Origin of the sequence: Vogesella oryzae (assembly GCF_902829295.1) — a bacterium.
Taxonomy (GTDB): Bacteria; Pseudomonadota; Gammaproteobacteria; order Burkholderiales; family Chromobacteriaceae; genus Vogesella; species Vogesella oryzae.
The window spans coordinates 57,590-76,278 of record NZ_CADEPL010000019.1; the positions used below are offsets into that span (position 1 = coordinate 57,590).

An 18,689-nucleotide genomic window follows, 5' to 3' on the forward strand; every position below is an offset into this window, starting at 1 on the left:
GGACAGTCACGACCGCCGTACCACGCCTGAGCGCAACCGGCACAGACCGGACGGGCAAAGCGGCGCAAGCCACCATGCAAGACGATTGGGATCAAAGGAGAAATTCATGGAGAAGCAAAAGGTCGTGCGAGAGCTGAAACCCAGCCTCAAGACCATTCATCTGTGGGGTATCGCTGTTGGTCTGGTGATCTCCGGGGAGTACTTTGGCTGGAGCTACGGCTGGGCCAGTGCCGGCACGCTGGGGTTTCTGGTGACCTCATTGCTGATCGCGGCGATGTACACCACTTTCATCTTCAGCTACACCGAGCTGACCACCTCGATTCCGCACGCCGGCGGCCCGTTCGCCTATGCGCGGCGTGCCTTCGGCCCCACCGGCGGCTTCATTGCCGGCGCCGCCACGCTGATCGAGTTCGTATTCGCGCCGCCGGCCATCGCGCTGGCCATCGGTGCCTACCTGGGGGTGCAGTTCCCGGGGCTGGATCCGAAAATCGCGGCGGTGGGCGCCTATCTGGTGTTCATGACGCTGAACATCCTCGGCGTGCAGCTGGCGGCCAACTTCGAGCTGTTCGTCACCGTGCTGGCCATCGGCGAGCTGCTGGTGTTCATGGGCGTGGTTACCCCCGGCTTCTCGCTGGCCAACTTCAGCGCCAACGGCTGGGCCGGCGGCAGCGAGCTGAACCACACCGCGGTGCTGGGCATTCTGGCCGCCATTCCGTTCGCCATCTGGTTCTTCCTGGCGATTGAAGGCGCCGCCATGGCGGCGGAGGAAGCGGAAGACCCGCGCCGCACCATCCCGAAAGCCTATATCGGCGGCATTCTCACCCTGGTGGTGCTGGCCATCGGCGTGATGCTGTTCGCCGGCGGCGTGGGCGACTGGCGCAAGCTGGCCAATATCAACGACCCGCTGCCGCAGGCGATGAAGGCGGTGGTAGGCAACAACAGCACCTGGATGCACATGCTGGTGTGGATCGGCCTGTTCGGCCTGATCGCCAGCTTCCACGGCATCATCATGGGCTACTCGCGGCAGATTTTCGCGCTGTCTCGTGCCGGCTACATGCCCAGCGTGTTCGCCCGCGTACACCCGCGTTTCAAGACCCCGCACCTGGCCATTCTGCTGGGCGGCGTCATCGGCATCATTGCCATCTTCAGCGATGAATGGATCAGCTTTGGCGGCCAGACGCTGACCGCCAACATCATCACCATGTCGGTGTTCGGCGCGCTGGTGATGTACATCATGTCGATGTTGAGCCTGTTCCGCCTGCGTCGTTGCGAAACCCGACTGGAGCGCCCGTTCCGCGCGCCGTTCTACCCGCTGTTCCCGGCCATTGCGCTGGGTATCGCCGTGCTGTCGCTGCTGACCATGGCCTGGCTCAACCAGCTGGTGTTTGCCGTATTTGTTGCCGCGATGGCCGCCGGTTACCTGTACTTCCTGGCGACCAAGCACCTGCGTGACGCGGCACCGGAAGACGACATGCTGGAGAGCCGCCCCGAAACCGGCGCCGCTCTGCGTGCATCGATGGCTCCGGGCCGGGACTGAGCCAACGTTTAGCCATACCAAACAACAAGGGCCGCGCAAGCGGCCCTTGTTGTTGGCGGCCATGCCGCCGCAGCCCGCTTAGTGACGCTGCTGTTCGCCGCGTACCGCCTCGATGACATCCATGCCGAACAGGGTATTCACCTCGTCCTCGTCAAACACGTAACGTTGGCCGCAGTATTCGCAGCCCACTTCGATGGAGCCCTGCTCCAGCACCACCTCGGCCACTTCCTGCCCCCCCAGCAGCTTGAGCATGTCGCCGACACGCTCTTCGCTGCAGTTGCAGGCGAAGCTCACGTCTTCCGGCTCGAACACGCGCACCTGCTCTTCGTGGTACAGGCGATGCAGGATGTCGTGGGCATCCAGGGTCAGCAGTTCTTCGTCGGTCAGCGTGGCCGCCAGCACGGTCAGGTGCTGCCAGGCTTCCGGATCACCGTGGCCATCCGGCAGGCGCTGCAGCAACAGGCCGGCAGCGGTGTCGTCGTTGCAGGCCAGCAGCAAGCGGCTGTCCAGCTGCTCGGAGCGCTGCAGATAGTTCTGGATCATGGCGGCAATACTGTCGCCTTCCAGCGCCACGATGCCCTGCCACGGCTCGCCGTCCTTCGGCTCCAGCGTCAGCACGCAGGTGCCACCCTCGCCCAGCAGCTCGGTCAGCGGCGCATCGTGGATGTGGGCATCGTAACGGGCCGTGGCGCGCACGGTACGCTCGTTGGTGCACTCGGCCACCGCCAGGCGCAGCGAACCCTTGCCGTGCAGCTGCATGATCAGCGTGCCGTCGAACTTGAGGTTGGCCGCCAACAGCGCGCTGGCCGCCAGCATCTGGCCCAGCACCTTGCGGATCGCCGGCGGGTAATCGTGACGGGCCAGCACCTGCTGCCAGGCGCCGTCCATGCGCACCAGCGCACCGCGTACCGGTGCGCCGTCGAACAGGAAGCGTTGCAGATTATCGTGTTGGCTCATGAATGCTTGTCCTTCTCGGTAGGTATGGAATAAAGCGTCAACGGCAGCGAGGAGCTGGCGTCGAACTCGCAGGCGGCCGTTACCGCCCGCTCGGCAATTTCCGCTGCCGTCAGCGGGCTGTCATACAGCACCTGCATCGCGCCCATGGCGAACTTGCGCCCGGAGCCGATCGCCCAGTAGCGGGCAAACTGGTACACCTCGCGCATCGGGAACACCCCGAAGATGCCGTGGGCGTTGGCCACCAGCACCATCATCTGGCTGGACTCGTACGGGTCTTCCTCGTCCTCTTCCGGCCGCAGGAAGAAATGGTCCTTCAGCTTGGGATGAATCTTGCGGAAGGTCTCGAACAGGCCGGCACGGCTGGTCAGATCCCGCGATTTCATCCCCTTCAACGCCGACTGCAAAACCAGATCGTGCGCTGCCGAACCGGCAATCGCCAGATAGCTGTCGCCGATGCGGAAAATCTTGTCGTGGAACACATCGTAGCCAGCCAGCAGCTTGTGCTCGTCGCTGAACGTGGTCTGGGTATCGGCCGCGATGGCGACCTGACCGTCCTTGCAGACAACGACAATGGTAGTCATGACAGGCTCCGGTTGGGCGGGCAAACGCCATAGATAGGGGCGGTGCCGCAAACTGCAAGTACGCAGACCGTCATTATCGCCCGCAGTCGCCTTGCGGCCAACCTTGGCTAAGCGCGAGCTTCGTGAAAAAATGAAACACTTATCTGCATCACGGACACTCACCATGTGCCAGCTGCTGGGCATGAACTGCAATACGCCCACCGACATCCTGTTTTCCTTCGAGGGCTTTCATCGCCGTGGCGGCCTCACCGACCACCATGCCGACGGCTGGGGCATCGCCTTTTTCGAAGGCCGTGGCGTACGGCTGTTTCTGGATGACAAACCGGCTGCCGACTCGCCGGTCGCCAGTCTGGTACGGCAGTATTCGATCAAGTCGGAAAACGTGATTGCCCACATCCGCAAGGCGACCCAGGGTGAAGTCAACCTCGCCAACTGCCACCCGTTCCAGCGCGAGCTGTGGGGGCAGTACTGGCTGTTCGCCCACAACGGCAACCTGCTGGACTTCCATCCGCAGCTGGGCAGCCACTATCAGCCGGTAGGCTGCACCGACTCCGAGCGCGCCTTCTGCTACCTGCTGGAGAGCCTGCGCAGTCGCTGGAACCAGCCGCCGGCACGCGAGGCGCTGTTTGCGGCGGTAGAAACGTTGGCCGCAGAGTTGCGCAGCCATGGCGTCTGCAATTTCATGCTGTCCAATGGCGAGTGGCTGTTCGTGCACTGTTCCACCAAGCTGCACTACATCGTGCGCCAGGCACCGTTCCCGACGGCCCATCTGGTCGACGACGACGTCACCGTGGATTTCTCCACCGTCACCACGCCGCAGGACCGCGTCGCCATCATCGCCACCGTGCCGCTCACCGACAACGAGCACTGGACGCCGCTGCAGGATGGCGAGCTGGTGCTGTTCGCCGCTGGCGAGCCGCAACTGCGCAGCATCACCAGCCCGCCGACGCGCAGCGATGCCGCCGGTTGTGGCAGCAGCTGCGGTGCGGATGCCGCAGCGAAAGCTGATCCAGCGCAAAACTGAGCGTATCCGCCAGCGTCGACATGGCGGTGGCGGCAGGCAGCCGTTTATGCTGCAAGGGTGTCCCGTACGGAGTGCCCGCATGTCCCGTTTCGACTTCTCCCACCCGCCGTTTACCCACCTGAGCAATGCCGAGCAGCAAACGCTGGAAAACGCTGCCGACATCGTGTTCTTCGACGAGGACGAGGTAATCCTGTCGCCGGGCACACCGGTAGATGCGCTGTACGTGGTGATCAAAGGCGTGGTGCGCGAAATGGCAGACGATGAGGTAATCGCCGTCTACCGCCAGCGCGACACTTTTGACGCCCGCTCGATGGTGGCCGGCCACACCAGCACCCGCTTCGTGGTACACGAGGAAGCACTGGTGTTCGCGCTGCCGCGCGATACCGTGCTGGCACTGACCGACAGCAACCCGGGTTTCGGCGCCTTCTTCTTTGCCAGCATCTCGCAGAAATTCGGCGCCATGGCACGCGAATCCGGCAACCGCGAACTGCAGACCCTGCTGACCGCCACGGTGCGCGATGCCTGCTCGCGACTGCCGGTATTCGCCGAGGGCCGCGACACTATTCTGGACGCGGCTCGGCTGATGAAGCAGCGCAAGAGCAAGTCGATTCTGGTACGCCACGGCGAACGGCTCGGCATGTTCACCACCACCGATTTCCGCGACATCATTCTTGCCGACACCCCCTCCAGCACGCCGCTGCATCAGGTCTGCCACTTCGACCTGATCACCGTCGACAGCGACGACTTCCTGTTCAACGCGCTGCTGACCATGACCCAGCGCAATATCCGCCGGCTGGTGGTAATGGAGCGCGGCGAGCCGGTGGGTATTCTGGCGCAGGTGGACATCCTGTCCTACTTCTCCAACCACTCGCACCTGATCGCACAGCGGCTGGATCGCGCCGAATCGCTGGACGAGTTGGCCGCCATCGCTGAACAGATCACCCGGCTGGTCAGCATCCTGTCCAGCCACGGCGTCAAGGCGCCGCAGCTGGGGCGGCTGGTGCAGGCGCTGAATGCGCGGCTGTTCGAGCGCGCCTGGCAGCTGATCGCACCGGCCGAACTGGTGGCCAACAGCTGCCTGCTGGTAATGGGCTCGGAAGGTCGCGGCGAGCAGATCCTGAAAACCGACCAGGACAACGCACTGCTGATCCGCGACGGTTTCGAGCATCCGGCGATACAGGGTGCCTGCCAGACCTTCAGCGATACCCTGACTCGCTTTGGCTACCCGCCCTGCCCCGGCGGCATCATGGTGCGCAATCCGCAGTGGCGCCAACACGAGCAGGGCATGCGCGACCAGCTGTATCGCTGGGTGATGGCGCCGGATGGCGATGCGCTGATGAACCTGGCCATTTTCATCGATGCCGAAGCGGTGGCCGGCGACCACAGCCTGTTGACGCAATGCCGGCAGTACCTGGACAGCCTGCTGTCGGACGACGAGAGCTTCTACGCCCGCTTCGCCCGCGCCATCGAGCAGTTCGATACCCCGCTGGGTTTCTTCGCCCAGTTACTGACCAAGGAAAAAAACGGTGCCGCCACGCTGGACATCAAGAAAGGCGGCATTTTCCCCATCGTGCATGGCATCCGCGCGCTGGCGCTGCGCCACGGCATTCCGGCCTGCAATACCTTCGAACGGCTGCAGTTGTTGGCCGAGCGCGGCCTGCTGGAGCGCGAGCTGGCCAATGACGTCGGCGAGGCGCTGTCCTTCCTGCTGGGGCTGCGCCTGAGCCAGGGCCTGGCCGAACTGGCCGATGGCCGCAGCGCCAGCAACCTGATCCGCCCGGAACAGCTGTCGACACTGGAGCGCGACCTGCTGAAAGATGCGCTGGCGCTGGTAAAACGCTTCAAGGGCCACCTGCGCCACGTGTTCCGCCTGGGAGCCATCGCATGATTCCGGCCATGAAACGGCAGCTGGCTCGCTGGCGCCTGAAGAACCCGGCGTTTGCGTACCTCCTGGAGCACGACGACAGCGAGCTGGTAAGCGTGGACTGTGAAACCACCAGCCTGAACGTAAAAGAAGCGGAGCTGCTGTCCATCGGCGCGGTAAAAATCCGCGGCCAACGCATCCTCAGCAGCGAATCGTTCTACGTGCTGGTAAAGCCGGAGCGCCGCCCGGAAGCCGACAGCGTGAAGATTCACGGCCTGCGCCCGCGCGATGTCAGCGACGGGCTGTCGCCGCAAGAAGCGGTGGCACAGTTGCTGGCCTTTATCGGTGGGCGGCCGCTGGTCGGCTACTACCTGGAATACGATGTGGCGGTGCTGAACAAATATGTCCGCGAGCTGGCCGGCATCGGCCTTCCCAACCGCCAGATCGAGATTTCCGGCCGCTTTTACGACTACAAACTGCGCCAGCAGCCGGACAGCAATGTGGACTTGCGCATGGCAACCCTGAACGAGGAGCTAGGGATTCCCGCCCTGCCACGCCATGATGCGCTGAACGATGCCATTACCGCCGGCATGATGTATCTGGCACTGAAAAAGCGCGGCTTCGGCTAGCACCGCCTGCAGGCTTGCCGTTGCGGCCAACGTTGGCCGCAACCACCACCAGTACATCCATGAAAAAAGGAGGGCCGCAGCCCTCCTTCAACATTGCCGGCCAGTCGCGTAACCGGCAATGGCTCTAACCATTCAGTAATCCAGCGAATCGTGACGGGTCTGCACCAGCTTGCCGGCCGACAGCGACATCAGCAGCAGCGCGATACGCTCGTGCATGATCACGGTGTGGTTGTTACCGGCAAATTGCATGAAGCGGCGCAGATCCTCGCGCACTTTGCGCGAACCGGTCAGGTCGATAATGATATCCACCCGCTCGCCCTGCTCGGCCAGCTCGATGAAATTATCGGTTACCGGAATGCCGTACTCCTTAACCAGTGCCACCCCTGGCAACGCAAGGTTTAGCTCGGCCACCCCCACCAATTCGACAAAATCCGAAGTCAGCAGCTGCTTCAACAGCGGCGTTGCCGTTTCACCAGCGCCCACCATTGCTACGCGAATTTTTTCCATCTCGACCCCTACCCGTGCTCATGCACAAAGCATTTGGAAGTCGGCATTCTAACTAGCGTGCCATGCGGCCAACTTGCGCCAGATCAATTGGCATCGGTCATAAATGTCCGCAGCTCGTCAAGGTGCGGCATGCCGCCCTGCGCGCCCAGCCGCGTCACCGACAAGGCGCCGGCCGCCGCGGCATGCCGCATCGCCGCCTCCACGCCAAGCGGCAGAAACGCGGCCAAGGCACCGTTGAAGGTGTCGCCGGCACCGGTACTATCCACCGCCTCAACCTTGAAACCCGGTTGGTGCTGCAAGCTGCCATCGGCACGGCAATACCAGGCGCCATGTTTACCGTGGGTCATCACGATCTTGCCCGGCAACTGTGGCAGCAAGCTATGCATATCCTCGCCCGGCCGGCCCAGCACCACGGCCAGCTCGTGCTCGTTCGGCGTCAGCAACGCCACCTGTTGCAGCATAGCGGCCGGCAGAGCCTGGGCCGGGGCCGGATTGAGGATGACCGGCACCTTGTGGCGGGCGGCGACTTCCAGCACTGTCGCCACCGTCGGCAGCGGAATCTCCAGCTGGGTGAGAATCACGTCGGCCGTAGCCAGCTCCGCTTCGGCGGCGACAATGTCGGCCGGCAATAGTGCATGGTTGGCCCCCGGCACCACCACGATGCTGTTTTCACCGCCACTGACGGTAATCAGCGCCACGCCGGTGGCGACATCGGCACGGCCAACGTGGCGGGTATCGACGCCTTCGTCCTGCAGGCCAGCCAGTAATTGGTCGCCGAATGCGTCGCGGCCAACCTTGCCCACCATGCCGACGGTGGCACCCAGCCGGCTGGCGGCCACGGCCTGATTGGCCCCCTTGCCACCGGCGACGGTCAGGAAGCGCTCGCCGCTGAGGGTCTCGCCCGGCGCCGGAAAGCGGCTGGCCACCACGACCAGATCCATGTTGATGCTGCCCACCACCACAACTTTGGTCATTGCTCGTTGCTCCACGGAGATCATGCGCTAAAAAAAGGGGCAGCGATTATCCGGCGCTGCCGGCAATTACTCAAGCTGGCCCCCAGACAGCAGAAAGCCGCCTTGCGGCGGCCTGTTGCCCGTTATCGAAACGGGTCAATGTAGTGCTTGCCGGGTTAGAAAGCGCAGATAACCCACACTTTCCAGCCAGTAGGCACCATCAGCCAACGGTGTGGCATCCTCCAGATCGGCGACGGTCAGCACCAGTTCGGCGCCGTCCAGCTGTGCCTCCACAGCCACATCGTCGTCTTCGGCGTAGTCCTCGGAGGCGAACATGTATTCCGGCTTGATCAGCTGGTTGTTGATCTGGATGTAATCGGACTGGTTCAGCAACTGCAGGATGTTCATGATGCGCCCCTCCAATTGCGGCCAGCCGGCTGGCCGCGGGTCAGTTTCACCCTGTCTGTGCCGGCCGGCTGCCGGCACATCTTACCTGTTCACCACCCGTTAACCCTCTGCATGCTAGACCCAGCCCCTCTCGGCCAGAGATTCGGCACGTGTGCCGGTGACAACAAAATGATCCAGTAACTTAATATCGACCAGTCCCAATGCCTGCTTTAACGTGGCAGTCAGCGCCCGGTCGGCGGCCGAAGGCTCGGCCAAACCTGAGGGGTGATTGTGCGCCACGATCACGGCACTGGCATTGTGCTGCAAGGCCCTGCGCACCACCTCGCGCGGGTAGACCCGTGTTTCGGTCAAAGTGCCACGTGATACTTCTTCGACTGCCAGCACCCGGTTTTGTGCCGTCAGGAACAGTACCACGAATACCTCCACATCATGACTGCCGATCGCCAGCCGCAGGTATTGCCGTACCGCATCCGGGCTATCCAGCACATCGCCCAACTGCATATCCTCTGCCAGCAGTCGACGTGCCAGCTCTTTCACCGCGGCAAACTGCGCATACTTGGCCGGCCCCATGCCGGTACAGCGGCCGATGTCTTCTTCTCCCGCTGCCAGCAATTTGCTCAGGCTGCCAAAGCGCTGCAGTAATTGCCGCGCCATGTCCACTGCCGACAAGCCACGCACTCCGGTGCGCAGGAAGATGGCGAGCAACTCGGCATCCGACAGTATCTGTGGTCCGCGCTGCAGCAGTTTTTCCCGCGGACGCTCGGCCGCCGGCCAGTGGGAGATGGACATCGCAGACTCCTGAATTTGGCTATAGCATGGTTTTTATCAGAATATTAATGACAAATCACTATTATCTAATCCAGAGCTTAGCCACCGTAATGGGAGTGCTTCCGCTACAATTGCAGACGTGAGAAAAACACAGCTTTTCGAGACAGGCATGGCGCAAAAAAACATTCTTCTGGGCATTACCGGCGGCGTGGCAGCCTACAAGGCAGCCGAGCTGACCCGTCTGCTGGTGAAAGCAGGTCACCACGTAGAAGTGGTGATGAGCGAAAGCGCTACCCGTTTTGTTACTCCGCTGAGCTTCCAGGCATTGTCCGGTCACGCGGTGTACCACGACGTGTGGGACAGCCGCCCTGACAACGCCATGGCGCACATCGAAATGTCGCGCCGTGCCGATGCCTTCGTAATCGTACCGGCCACGGCCGACTGCATCTTCAAGCTGGCGCATGGCGCCTGTGACGACCTGATTTCCACCATGGCGGCGGCACGCACCTGCCCGCTGATCGTGGTGCCGGCAATGAACCGCCAGATGTGGGACAACCCGCCCAACCAACGCAACATCGCGCAATTGCACGCCGATGGCGTGACGGTGTGGGGGCCGGCGCACGGCGTGCAGGCCTGTGGTGAAACCGGCCCCGGCCGCATGCTGGAGCCGGAAGAAGTATTCGAGCTGCTGCAGGGCTTCTTCGATGCCAAGCTATTGGCCGGCAAGAAAGTACTGCTGACCGCCGGCCCGACATTCGAGCCGATCGACGCGGTGCGCGGCATCACCAACATCAGCTCCGGCAAGATGGGCTACGCTCTGGCACGCGCCTGCCGCGATGCCGGCGCCGAAGTCACCCTGGTGTCCGGCCCGACCGCCCTCGCCGCCCCGGTAGACGTCCGGCTACTGCCGGTACAAAGCGCGCAGGAAATGTACCAGGCGGTCTTGTCGGAGGTTGGCCGCAGCGATGTGTTTATCAGTGTGGCAGCGGTGGCCGATTACCGCGTGAAGAACCGCAGCGAGCACAAGCTGAAAAAAGGCGATGCCGTACCGGTTATCGAACTGGAAGAAAACCCGGACATTCTGGCCACAGTCGCCGGCCTGCCGGCGGCTCCGTTCTGCGTCGGCTTTGCGGCAGAAAGCCAGAACCTGCTGGACTTTGCCGAACAGAAGCGCAAACGCAAGAAAGTCCCGCTGCTGGTTGCCAATCTGGCCCAGCAAGCGATGGGTGCCGACCGCAATGAAGTGATTCTGCTGGACGATGATGGCCAGCACCCGTTGCCAGCCATGCCCAAAGACGACGTTGGCCGCGCCATCGTCGCCCATCTGGCCAAGCACCTGAACAACCGCCAACCCTGATTTTTAACTGATGAAACCTGTACTCGACGTCAAGATTCTCGATTCCCGCCTGCACGACTGTCTGCCGGCCTACGCCACCAGCGGCTCTGCCGGTCTCGACCTGCGCGCCGCCATCGATAACGAGATGGTGATTGAACCCGGCCAGACGGTGCTGGTACCGACCGGTATGGCCATCCATCTGGCCGACCCGACGCTGGCGGCCATGATCCTGCCGCGCTCTGGCCTCGGCCACAAACACGGTATCGTACTGGGCAATCTGGTGGGGCTGATCGACTCCGACTACCAGGGCCAGCTGATGGTCTCGGTGTGGAACCGCGGCGATACCGCGTTCAAACTCGCGCCGCTGGAGCGCATCGCGCAGATGATCATCGTGCCGGTGGTACAGGTTGCCCTGAACATTGTCGAAGACTTCGATGCCTCTGAGCGTGGCGTTGGCGGCTTTGGCAGCACCGGCCGCGGTTAAGCCCCACACTCCACTTGGTAAGGTGATATGAGCAGCAGCGAGGCCTCCATCAGCATTGCCCATCTGGTGCAACAGCTGGCCAAAATGAGTGCCCAGCGGGAGCAAAACGAGCTGGAGCACAGCCTGCTGGAGCTGATCAGCGTGCTGCTGCCTGATCACCGCATCCGGTTTTACAGCCTGCGCGGCAACGATCAGGAGCTGCAAGTCCACCTGCTGCACCGGCTGGACAAAGTCGATGGCTATCGCAAGGCCAGCACCGGCTGGCAGCCGCCGGATGAGCTTATGCGCCAGGCCATTCTGCGCAGCGATGACGACCCTACCCCGTGGCACCTGGACGGCCAGACCTGGCAGGTTATCCGCCAGCGCAACCGCCGCATGGCTCTGCTGCTACTGGAAGGGCAACCGCTGGACGAGCAGGAACAGGGGTTTCTGGCGGCTATCGTACTGATCCACGAGAACTACCTGCGTCTGCTGTACGACGCCGAGCGCGACATGCTGACCGGTCTCTTGAACCGGCGCACCTTTGATAACCGGCTCTACGAATTACTGTCCATGCCGGACTCCGGCTACTCGCTGGCCCTGATGGATATTGACCACTTCAAACAGATCAATGACCGCTACGGCCATATCGTCGGCGATGAAGTGTTGCTACGCATCTCCCAACTGATGACCAGCACGCTGGGACAGAAAGCCCGGCTGTACCGCTACGGTGGCGAGGAATTTGCCGCCATCATCTCGCCGCGTACCAGCGATGTCGGTGAACTGCTGGAGCTGCTCAAGCAGACGATCGCCGAGACTGTTTTTCCGCAGGTAGGCCAGGTAACCCTCAGCATCGGCCATGTCCGCATCGAGCGGCAACCCTTGCCCGCCAACGTCGTGGAACAGGCAGACAAGGCGCTGTATTTCGCCAAGGAGCATGGCCGTAACCTGGTTGCCGATTACGCCTCGTTGCAACAACAAGGGCTGGCCAAACCCGATAGTTGGCCGCAAGGCGATATCGAACTGTTCTGAGCACACCACTGGCTACACACAAAAAAAGCCCCGCTTGCGCGGGGCTTTTTACTGCGGCGGAATGTCATTCCGCCAGACTGGTGCGCATGCGCTCTGCGCGGCCACGCAACCACTCCAGCGACAGCAGCAGGGCGATGGAGAACAGGATCAGCACCGTGGCAGCAGCAGCGATGGCCGGGCTGATGTTTTCCTTGATGCCGCTGAACATCTGGCGCGGCAGCGTGGTCTGTTCCGGACCGGCCAGGAACAGCGTCACCACCACTTCGTCAAACGAGGTGGCAAAAGCAAACAGCGCACCGGAAATCACGCCCGGCGCGATCAGCGGCAGCACTACCCGACGATAGGTGGTAATGGCGTTGCCACCCAGGCTGGCACTGGCGCGGATCAGGTTGTTGTTGAACCCGCGCAGCGTTGCCGACACGGTAATCACCACAAACGGCACGCCCAAGGCGGTGTGCACCAGAATCAGCGCCGGATAGCTGTTGGACAGGCCCAGCGGGGCGAAGAACAGATAGGCACCGACACCGACGATCACCACCGGCACCACCATCGGCGAAATCAGCACCGTCATCAGCAACGACTTGCCCGGAAAGTCAGACGAAGTCAGCCCGACGGCGGCCAACGTGCCCAGCGAGGTTGCCAGCAGCGTTGCCGCCGGCGCCACGATGAAGCTGTTCTTCAACGAATGCAGCCACACGCCGTTGCCGAAAAACTCCTGGTACCAGCGCAGCGAGAAGGAGTGGATCGGATACAGCAGGAAGCTATCGGACGAGAACGACAGCGGCACAATCACCAGCAGCGGCGACACCAGGAAAATCAGGATCAGCACACACAGGGTACGGAAGGTCCAGAACCAGATGCGTTCGATCGGGGAAGCATAATTCGGCAGCATGATTTACCCCAGACTCAGACGGTTGGCACCCACCAGCTTGCTGTACACCGCGTACAGCGTCATGGTGGCAATAAGCAGCAGGCTACCCAGCGCTGCGGCCATACCCCAGTTGATGGTGACGTTGGTATAGAACGCCACGTAGTAGCTCACCATCTGCTCTTCCGGGCTACCCAGCAGTGCCGGGGTGATGTAGTAGCCGATACACATGATGAATACCAGCAAGGCACCGGCAGCCACGCCCGCCACAGTCTGCGGGAAGTAGATTTTCCAGAAGGCGGCAAACGGATGGTCACCCAGCGAGATGGCGGCACGCATATAGGTCTGCGGAATGCTCTTCATCACGCTATAGGCCGGCAGAATCACGAACGGCAGCAGGATGTGCACCATGGCGATGTATACACCGACGCGGTTGAACGCCAGCTGCAACGGCTCGTGGATCAACCCCAGATTCATCAGCGCGCTGTTGATCAGGCCTTCGCGCTGCAGCAGCACGATCCACGACGCCACGCGCACCAGTACCGAGGTCCAGAACGGCAGCAACACCAGAATCATCAGCAGGTTGCTCTTGCGAGCCGGCAGGTTAGCCAGCCAGTAAGCCAGCGGGTAACCCAGCAGCAGACAGAACACGGTCACCCACAGGCTGATCCACAGCGTACGGCCGAAGATATTCAGGAAGGCGCGCTCTTCTACGGGCGCCAGTTCCGGCGTACCGGCCTTGGTCTCGCGCAAATCGAGCGAGCTGTACAGATAGAACGGTGTCCACGACTTGGCATTCTTGGCAATCACATGCCAGTGATCCGGGTCGCCCCAGCGCTCGTCGATCTGGATGAAGCGGTCACGTACCGATTCACCTGCGGCCAACTCCAGCGGCATTTTGCGCGCGGTTTTTTGCAGCAGGGAACGGAAGCCGGTGATATCCATGTTCAGCCGCTTGGCGACTTCGAAAATGGTCTTGTTTTCCTTGGCCACCAGCAGGTCTTGCGACATGGCGCGGAACACATCCTCGGATGGCAGCGCGCGACGATCCCAGCCGGCAATTGCCTTGGTGGTTTGTGGCAGGTAGGAAACGACTTCCGGATTGTCCACACTGCGCTTGAGCAGGGTAGCAATCGGAATCACAAAGGTCAGCAGCAGGAAAATTGCCAGCGGGGCAATCAGTGCCACCGCCTTCAATTGCTTGTTACGGCGCTCGCGCGCCAGCTTCAGCTTGAGCGGCTCGCCATCGGCAGCCGTCAGCGGCGCATTGACGGAAAGGGATTCGGACATAGTGGGCATCACTTCCGGAGAGTCCCGCCACCGCAGTGGCGGAACGAATCAGCAAAGATCTCTGGTCTGGCGGGGACACCAGACCGGACAGATAGCGGCGAGCAGGGGCCAGCCACACCGGCGTGCGGCCGGCGGTCCCTGCTCTGCTAACTGCCTGACAACGCTTAGCGGGCAGCCCAGGCGTTGAAGCGCTCTTCCAGACTTTCGCCGTTATCCACCCAGAAGTTCACGTCCAGCGGAACGGCGTTCTTCAGGTTGGCAGGCCAGGTCGGCAGGTTGGCCGCAGACTTCGGATCAACTTTCTGCACTGCCTTCAGGTTGGTCGGACCGTAGGCGATCTTGTTGGAATACACCGCCTGGTTTTCCGGCTTGCTGGCGTGCTTGATGAAATCCATGGCTTCCTTCAGCTTCGGGGAGCCTTTCGGCACCGCCCAGGAATCCACGTCATACACGCTGCCGGCCCATACCACTTTCAGGTTCTTGCCTTCCTTCTGCGCGGTGTCGATACGGCCGTTGTAAGCCGAGCTCATCACTACGTCGCCGGAGGCCAGGAATTGCGGCGGCTGCGCACCGGCTTCCCACCACTGGATGTTCGGCTTCAGCTGATCCAGTTTCTTGAAGGCGCGATCCACACCGGCCTTGGTAGCCAGCACCTTGTACACGTCAGCCGGCTTTACACCGTCTGCCATCAGCGCGAATTCCAGGGTGTACTTGGCACCCTTGCGCAGGCCACGCTTGCCCGGGAATTTCTTCACATCCCAGAAGTCAGCCCAGCTCTTCGGGGCTTCCTTGAGCTTGTCGGCGTTGTAGGCCAGCGCGGTGGACCAAACGAAGATACCTACGCCACACTCGGAAACCGCCGGCTTCACGAAATCGGCCTTGTTGCCGACCTGTGCCCAGTTGATCTTCTCGAACATGCCTTCTTCACAACCACGCAGCAGTTCCGGAGACTCAACCTCGACAACGTCCCAGGTCACTTTCTTGGTGTCTACCATGGCCTTGATCTTGGCCATCTCACCGTTGTAATCACCCGCAGTAATCTTGTTACCAGTCGCTTTCTCGAAGGTCTGGTAGTACGCAGCAGTCTGCGCATCCTTGTTGGCACCGCCAAAGGAAATCACAGTAAGGTCCTTCGCCATGGCCGGCGCAGCAAATGCGACAGCAACGGACAGCACGGCAAGGCGGGGGGCAAATTTGGTCATGGATAACTCCTCGAAGTTTGCACGTTTGCAGACAACAGTTAGCGACCCGTTTTAACAGGCCTTGTTTTGGTACTGGGTTGGGTACTACGGGTGGTTCATCCGTCAGACACAGCGATCAGCACGCCAGCACACAAGCCCGAGGCATGTGCGCCGGCACGCCGGATCAATGTGCGATAACAGCCGAATCCAGGGCGCGAATGTCTTGCGACATCCAGCCCACATTGAGGGTGTCACCCACCTGCCAGCGGCTGTCCAGCTCGCCTACCGGCACTTTCACCATGAAGCCGCTTTGTCCGGCAACATCCAGACGCAGGCGGACATGGTCACCAAAGTAGATGAACTCGGCCAGACGTGCCGGCAAGCGGTTCTCGCAAGACTCGGCAAACTGGTTCAGGCGTACACGCTCCGGACGAATCGACATGGAAGTCGGCTCACCGGCGCGATCGACACAAATAGCGGAAGCCCGCACGGTATCGCCGGAAGCCAGGCGCACTACCGCGCTGCCCTGCTCCACTGCCACGACTTCGCCATGCAGCGTGTTGTTTTCGCCAATGAAGTTGGCGACAAAGGAATTGACCGGCTTCTCGTACAGCACGTTGGCCGCATCGATCTGCTGGATGATGCCGTCCTTGAATACCGCAACGCGGTCGGACATGGTCAGCGCTTCACTCTGGTCGTGGGTCACATACACCACGGTAATACCCAGCGTGTCGTGAATATGTTTGATTTCCAGCTGCATGTGTTCGCGCAGCTGCTTGTCCAGTGCACCCAGCGGCTCGTCCATCAGCACCAGCTGCGGTTCGAACACCAGCGCGCGTGCCAGCGCCACGCGCTGCTGCTGACCACCGGACATCTGGCCCGGATAGCGATTGGCAAGATTACCCAGCTGCACCATGTCCAGTGCCTTTTTGACACGGGCGGCAACATCGCTCTTGCTCATCTTGCGGATGGTCAGCGGGTAGGCCAGGTTTTCAGCTACGGTCATGTGGGGGAACAGCGCGTAGTTCTGGAACACCATGCCGATGTTGCGTTTGTGCGGGGGCACGTTATTCAGCAACTGGCCGCCAAGACGGATTTCACCGTGGGTGGGGGTTTCAAAGCCGGCCAGCATCATCAGGCAGGTGGTTTTGCCGGAACCGGACGGCCCCAGCATGGTAAGGAATTCGCCACGGCGAATGTCCAGGTCCAGGCTCTTAACAATCAGAGATTCGCCGTCGTAGCTTTTCTGCACGCCACGAAAGCTGACTAAGACATCCGATGCCGGTTGTTGCTCGCTCATCCTGCTTTCTCCACTTGTTCCGCTTGGCGGAATCTTGTTTCAGTTTTATTAGGCTAATCGCCATCGGCGGGGATGTAAAGCATGCAAGTGCTTACTTGATGCAGCGGCCAACCTGTCCCGCAGCACAGCCGTTGATTAATTTAACCACACCGTTTAAGAAAACAAGCAGGCGCCCTGCACAAATTTGCGAGAAACCTTTTGCGGATTGCGCTTCAAACTTTGACAGCCCTGCAGCGGTGCATGTTATTTACATTTGTTAGCATTATTCACCAAGCACTGCCGGGCTTTTTGCAATGAAATGCACCACTAGCGGGCATTAAATGCACCAGCCAATGAAACAACTGTTTTGTTGTCGGCATACAACAAAACAGTCAGTTCCCTGTCGCAGAACAATCCTGCAGAGCGTATCGCCAGCGAGCTACGCCTTGTCTGACACATGAAACCACAGCCAAACCGGCTGGCAAATACACGCGACGCCCCCCCCCTCGCGACCATCACTTCGCAAGCGCTTACCACCCCCTTCCTCGATCGGTACTGGCGAAAAAAAAAAGCCGACCCGCAAGGGTCGGCTTAAGGGAGTACACCGACAACAGGGAGATAAAGGAGATAAAACCGTTGCGCCGCCGGGCACGCAGATAGCGCAGACCGATGAAGGCCTCGTAGTTAAGGGACATGGATCAGCCTTGGTAGGGGTTTTCCAGCCGCTGCATCAGCGCCACCAGAAAGCCGCGCACCTGCTGCTCGTCGCAGCCCATCAGGATGGCATCCTCGAACGCGTCTTGCGCCATCTGCGCCAGTTCTTCCATGTTTTCGGTCATGACCTTCACCTTCTCGGTGCAGGACACCACGCTGCCATCGGGGGCGTGCCAGATCGGCAAATCCAGATTCATGCTTCACCTTGCAAATGTCGATGCCCGCGACAGCGGGCATCCGGTCTGGTTCTTGCCCCGGAGCCAAAGCCCGGAGCGGTCAAATCGTTAATTTCAGTGTTTTTTCACTGGCCGTTTTTTCTTGCTGGCCGGTGCCGTACTCTTGCCGCGCGTTTTCTTGCTGGCGGCCTCGCTCTTGCTGCTTTTGGCCTTGCCCTTGGTTTTGGCGCTGGTTTTGACGGTGCCCTTGGCACTGCGCTTGGCAACCGCGCCGGCCGTCTTGGCCGCCACGGCGGTGTCCGGCCGCTTAGCCGTGGTGACCGCGGCATCATCAGCAGCGGCAAGCTGGGTACCCCGCGCCACGCGGCGCGCGCCATTGTAACGGCTAACCCAGTAGCTCTGGCTCATGTTGCCCACTTCCACACTCTTGCCGGTGCGCGGCGAATGGATGAACTTGTTGTTCCCCAGGAAAATACCCACGTGCGAGTAACGGAAGCCTCGGGTATTGAAGAAGACCAGATCGCCCGGCTTGAGTTCATCGCGTGAAACCTCGCGGCCAACCTGTGCCATCTCGGCAGCAGTGCGCGGCAGATTCACATGCAGCGATTTCTTGAATACGTACTGGATGAAACCGGAGCAATCCAGCCCGGTTTCCGGATTGCTGCCGCCAAAGCGGTAGGCCACACCCAGCAGGCTCATGGCCTGCAGCAGCAAATCACCGGCGGCCTCTTCGCCCGGGCTGGCAAAACGGGCAATCGGATCGGCGCTTTCATCGGCCGTGCGGCTATCTGCGCTCTTATCCGGTGCCGCATTGGCCAGCGCCATGCAGGCAGCCAGCACACAGGCCAGCAAGTATTGATGAAATTTCATAGCTTAATAGGGACAAGCTTCCGCGCCGCCGGTTCTATGAGTGCCGGCATTCCTGCGCCCGGAAGGCTGATTCTGAACAAAACGACCTGCACGATACCATCTAGCGCCGTGGCAACCAAGCCGCAATCGCAGTAGCACAGGCCTCGCAGCGGCAGCGCTATTGTGGAGCGGTACTGAATCTTCGATACTTGTTTGCCATTTTTTGCCACCTCCGCGCCAGCTGGCGCCTGCCCTGATCGGTTCTGCCATGCT

At 61.2% G+C, this 18,689-nt stretch carries 19 protein-coding genes; 7 read left to right on the top strand and 12 right to left on the bottom strand.

Annotation, left to right across the window (positions count from 1 at the left end):
- Positions 1-106 precede the first annotated feature (106 nt).
- On the top strand, positions 107-1,537 hold the full coding sequence (eat, locus tag HU218_RS07890) for an ethanolamine permease (RefSeq protein ID WP_174874396.1): 1,431 nt from the start codon (positions 107-109) through the stop codon (positions 1,535-1,537).
- A gap of 78 nt (positions 1,538-1,615) precedes the next feature.
- Here the strand turns inward: eat and hslO are convergent, their stop codons facing one another.
- Both hslO and HU218_RS07900 read right to left on the bottom strand, forming a co-directional pair.
- Complete coding sequence (hslO, locus tag HU218_RS07895) at positions 1,616-2,494, bottom strand: Hsp33 family molecular chaperone HslO (RefSeq protein WP_174874397.1); 879 nt, start codon at positions 2,492-2,494, stop codon at positions 1,616-1,618.
- A complete protein-coding gene (locus tag HU218_RS07900; RefSeq protein WP_174874398.1) occupies positions 2,491-3,075 on the bottom strand; it encodes an Ntn hydrolase family protein in 585 nt (194 codons plus the stop codon). Before HU218_RS07900 ends, hslO begins: the two co-directional genes overlap by 4 nt.
- Before the next feature lie 163 nt (positions 3,076-3,238).
- On the opposite strand from HU218_RS07900, the gene HU218_RS07905 reads away from it, so the two are divergent.
- From HU218_RS07905 to HU218_RS07915, 3 genes are all read left to right on the top strand, one after another.
- Entirely contained in the window at positions 3,239-4,099 is an 861-nt protein-coding gene (locus tag HU218_RS07905) for a class II glutamine amidotransferase (RefSeq protein WP_174874399.1), read from the top strand.
- Positions 4,100-4,178: 79 nt separating this feature from the next.
- Positions 4,179-5,987, top strand: a complete 1,809-nt coding sequence (locus HU218_RS07910; protein ID WP_174874400.1) for a putative nucleotidyltransferase substrate binding domain-containing protein — start codon at positions 4,179-4,181, stop codon at positions 5,985-5,987.
- Positions 5,988-5,995: 8 nt separating this feature from the next.
- On the top strand, positions 5,996-6,592 hold the full coding sequence (locus HU218_RS07915) for a 3'-5' exonuclease (RefSeq protein ID WP_246210836.1): 597 nt from the start codon (positions 5,996-5,998) through the stop codon (positions 6,590-6,592).
- A gap of 132 nt (positions 6,593-6,724) precedes the next feature.
- Here HU218_RS07915 and HU218_RS07920 read toward each other — a convergent pair whose 3' ends face one another.
- From HU218_RS07920 to radC, 4 genes are all read right to left on the bottom strand, one after another.
- Entirely contained in the window at positions 6,725-7,099 is a 375-nt protein-coding gene (locus tag HU218_RS07920) for a Gfo/Idh/MocA family oxidoreductase (protein ID WP_174874402.1), read from the bottom strand.
- An 83-nt stretch (positions 7,100-7,182) separates the two neighbouring features.
- A complete protein-coding gene (rbsK, locus tag HU218_RS07925) occupies positions 7,183-8,073 on the bottom strand; it encodes a ribokinase (RefSeq protein WP_174874403.1) in 891 nt (296 codons plus the stop codon).
- Positions 8,074-8,208: 135 nt separating this feature from the next.
- Entirely contained in the window at positions 8,209-8,460 is a 252-nt protein-coding gene (locus tag HU218_RS07930) for a hypothetical protein (RefSeq protein ID WP_174874404.1), read from the bottom strand.
- 114 nt (positions 8,461-8,574) lie between these two features.
- Positions 8,575-9,249: a RadC family protein gene (gene radC, locus HU218_RS07935; protein ID WP_174874405.1), complete on the bottom strand. Its 675-nt coding sequence runs from the start codon at positions 9,247-9,249 to the stop codon at positions 8,575-8,577.
- Positions 9,250-9,397: 148 nt separating this feature from the next.
- Between radC and coaBC the strand changes: the two genes are divergently transcribed.
- Genes coaBC through HU218_RS07950 form a run of 3 tightly spaced genes read left to right on the top strand, consistent with a single transcriptional unit; the run spans position 9,398 to position 12,059 of the window.
- A complete protein-coding gene (gene coaBC, locus HU218_RS07940; RefSeq protein ID WP_174874406.1) occupies positions 9,398-10,585 on the top strand; it encodes a bifunctional phosphopantothenoylcysteine decarboxylase/phosphopantothenate--cysteine ligase CoaBC in 1,188 nt (395 codons plus the stop codon).
- Between the two features lie 10 nt (positions 10,586-10,595).
- Entirely contained in the window at positions 10,596-11,048 is a 453-nt protein-coding gene (gene dut, locus HU218_RS07945) for a dUTP diphosphatase (RefSeq protein ID WP_174874407.1), read from the top strand.
- 27 nt (positions 11,049-11,075) lie between these two features.
- Positions 11,076-12,059: a GGDEF domain-containing protein gene (locus tag HU218_RS07950; protein WP_174874408.1), complete on the top strand. Its 984-nt coding sequence runs from the start codon at positions 11,076-11,078 to the stop codon at positions 12,057-12,059.
- A gap of 64 nt (positions 12,060-12,123) precedes the next feature.
- On the opposite strand, the gene HU218_RS07955 is transcribed toward HU218_RS07950, so the two are convergent.
- The 6 genes from HU218_RS07955 to HU218_RS07980 all read right to left on the bottom strand — a co-directional run bounded on the left by HU218_RS07955 (position 12,124) and on the right by HU218_RS07980 (position 18,437).
- Positions 12,124-12,951 carry an ABC transporter permease gene (locus HU218_RS07955; protein WP_174874409.1) on the bottom strand — a complete coding sequence of 276 codons (828 nt, stop codon included), beginning with the start codon at positions 12,949-12,951 and terminating at the stop codon, positions 12,124-12,126.
- Between the two features lie 3 nt (positions 12,952-12,954).
- Entirely contained in the window at positions 12,955-14,217 is a 1,263-nt protein-coding gene (locus HU218_RS07960) for an ABC transporter permease (protein WP_174874410.1), read from the bottom strand.
- Positions 14,218-14,381: 164 nt separating this feature from the next.
- Positions 14,382-15,419: an ABC transporter substrate-binding protein gene (locus tag HU218_RS07965; protein ID WP_174874411.1), complete on the bottom strand. Its 1,038-nt coding sequence runs from the start codon at positions 15,417-15,419 to the stop codon at positions 14,382-14,384.
- A 163-nt stretch (positions 15,420-15,582) separates the two neighbouring features.
- Entirely contained in the window at positions 15,583-16,698 is a 1,116-nt protein-coding gene (locus tag HU218_RS07970; RefSeq protein WP_174874412.1) for an ABC transporter ATP-binding protein, read from the bottom strand.
- A 677-nt stretch (positions 16,699-17,375) separates the two neighbouring features.
- Positions 17,376-17,588, bottom strand: coding sequence for a hypothetical protein (locus tag HU218_RS07975; protein ID WP_174874413.1), 213 nt, complete (start codon positions 17,586-17,588; stop codon positions 17,376-17,378).
- Between the two features lie 93 nt (positions 17,589-17,681).
- On the bottom strand, positions 17,682-18,437 hold the full coding sequence (locus HU218_RS07980) for a C40 family peptidase (protein WP_174874414.1): 756 nt from the start codon (positions 18,435-18,437) through the stop codon (positions 17,682-17,684).
- Positions 18,438-18,689: the final 252 nt, after the last annotated feature.

Bases quoted from the DNA above. Each gene is read 5' to 3' on its own strand.
- HU218_RS07975 (WP_174874413.1), bottom strand. From the start codon at position 17,588: ATGAATCTGGATTTGCCGATCTGGCACGCCCCCGATGGCAGCGTGGTG.
- HU218_RS07970 (WP_174874412.1), bottom strand. From the start codon at position 16,698: ATGAGCGAGCAACAACCGGCATCGGATGTCTTAGTCAGCTTTCGTGGC.
- HU218_RS07960 (WP_174874410.1), bottom strand. From the start codon at position 14,217: ATGTCCGAATCCCTTTCCGTCAATGCGCCGCTGACGGCTGCCGATGGC.
- HU218_RS07900 (WP_174874398.1), bottom strand. From the start codon at position 3,075: ATGACTACCATTGTCGTTGTCTGCAAGGACGGTCAGGTCGCCATCGCG.
- eat (WP_174874396.1), top strand. From the start codon at position 107: ATGGAGAAGCAAAAGGTCGTGCGAGAGCTGAAACCCAGCCTCAAGACC.
- HU218_RS07930 (WP_174874404.1), bottom strand. From the start codon at position 8,460: ATGAACATCCTGCAGTTGCTGAACCAGTCCGATTACATCCAGATCAAC.
- HU218_RS07910 (WP_174874400.1), top strand. From the start codon at position 4,179: ATGTCCCGTTTCGACTTCTCCCACCCGCCGTTTACCCACCTGAGCAAT.
- rbsK (WP_174874403.1), bottom strand. From the start codon at position 8,073: ATGACCAAAGTTGTGGTGGTGGGCAGCATCAACATGGATCTGGTCGTG.
- HU218_RS07965 (WP_174874411.1), bottom strand. From the start codon at position 15,419: ATGACCAAATTTGCCCCCCGCCTTGCCGTGCTGTCCGTTGCTGTCGCA.
- dut (WP_174874407.1), top strand. From the start codon at position 10,596: ATGAAACCTGTACTCGACGTCAAGATTCTCGATTCCCGCCTGCACGAC.
- coaBC (WP_174874406.1), top strand. From the start codon at position 9,398: ATGGCGCAAAAAAACATTCTTCTGGGCATTACCGGCGGCGTGGCAGCC.
- HU218_RS07980 (WP_174874414.1), bottom strand. From the start codon at position 18,437: ATGAAATTTCATCAATACTTGCTGGCCTGTGTGCTGGCTGCCTGCATG.
- HU218_RS07915 (WP_246210836.1), top strand. From the start codon at position 5,996: ATGAAACGGCAGCTGGCTCGCTGGCGCCTGAAGAACCCGGCGTTTGCG.
- HU218_RS07955 (WP_174874409.1), bottom strand. From the start codon at position 12,951: ATGCTGCCGAATTATGCTTCCCCGATCGAACGCATCTGGTTCTGGACC.
- radC (WP_174874405.1), bottom strand. From the start codon at position 9,249: ATGTCCATCTCCCACTGGCCGGCGGCCGAGCGTCCGCGGGAAAAACTG.
- hslO (WP_174874397.1), bottom strand. From the start codon at position 2,494: ATGAGCCAACACGATAATCTGCAACGCTTCCTGTTCGACGGCGCACCG.
- HU218_RS07950 (WP_174874408.1), top strand. From the start codon at position 11,076: ATGAGCAGCAGCGAGGCCTCCATCAGCATTGCCCATCTGGTGCAACAG.
- HU218_RS07905 (WP_174874399.1), top strand. From the start codon at position 3,239: ATGTGCCAGCTGCTGGGCATGAACTGCAATACGCCCACCGACATCCTG.
- HU218_RS07920 (WP_174874402.1), bottom strand. From the start codon at position 7,099: ATGGAAAAAATTCGCGTAGCAATGGTGGGCGCTGGTGAAACGGCAACG.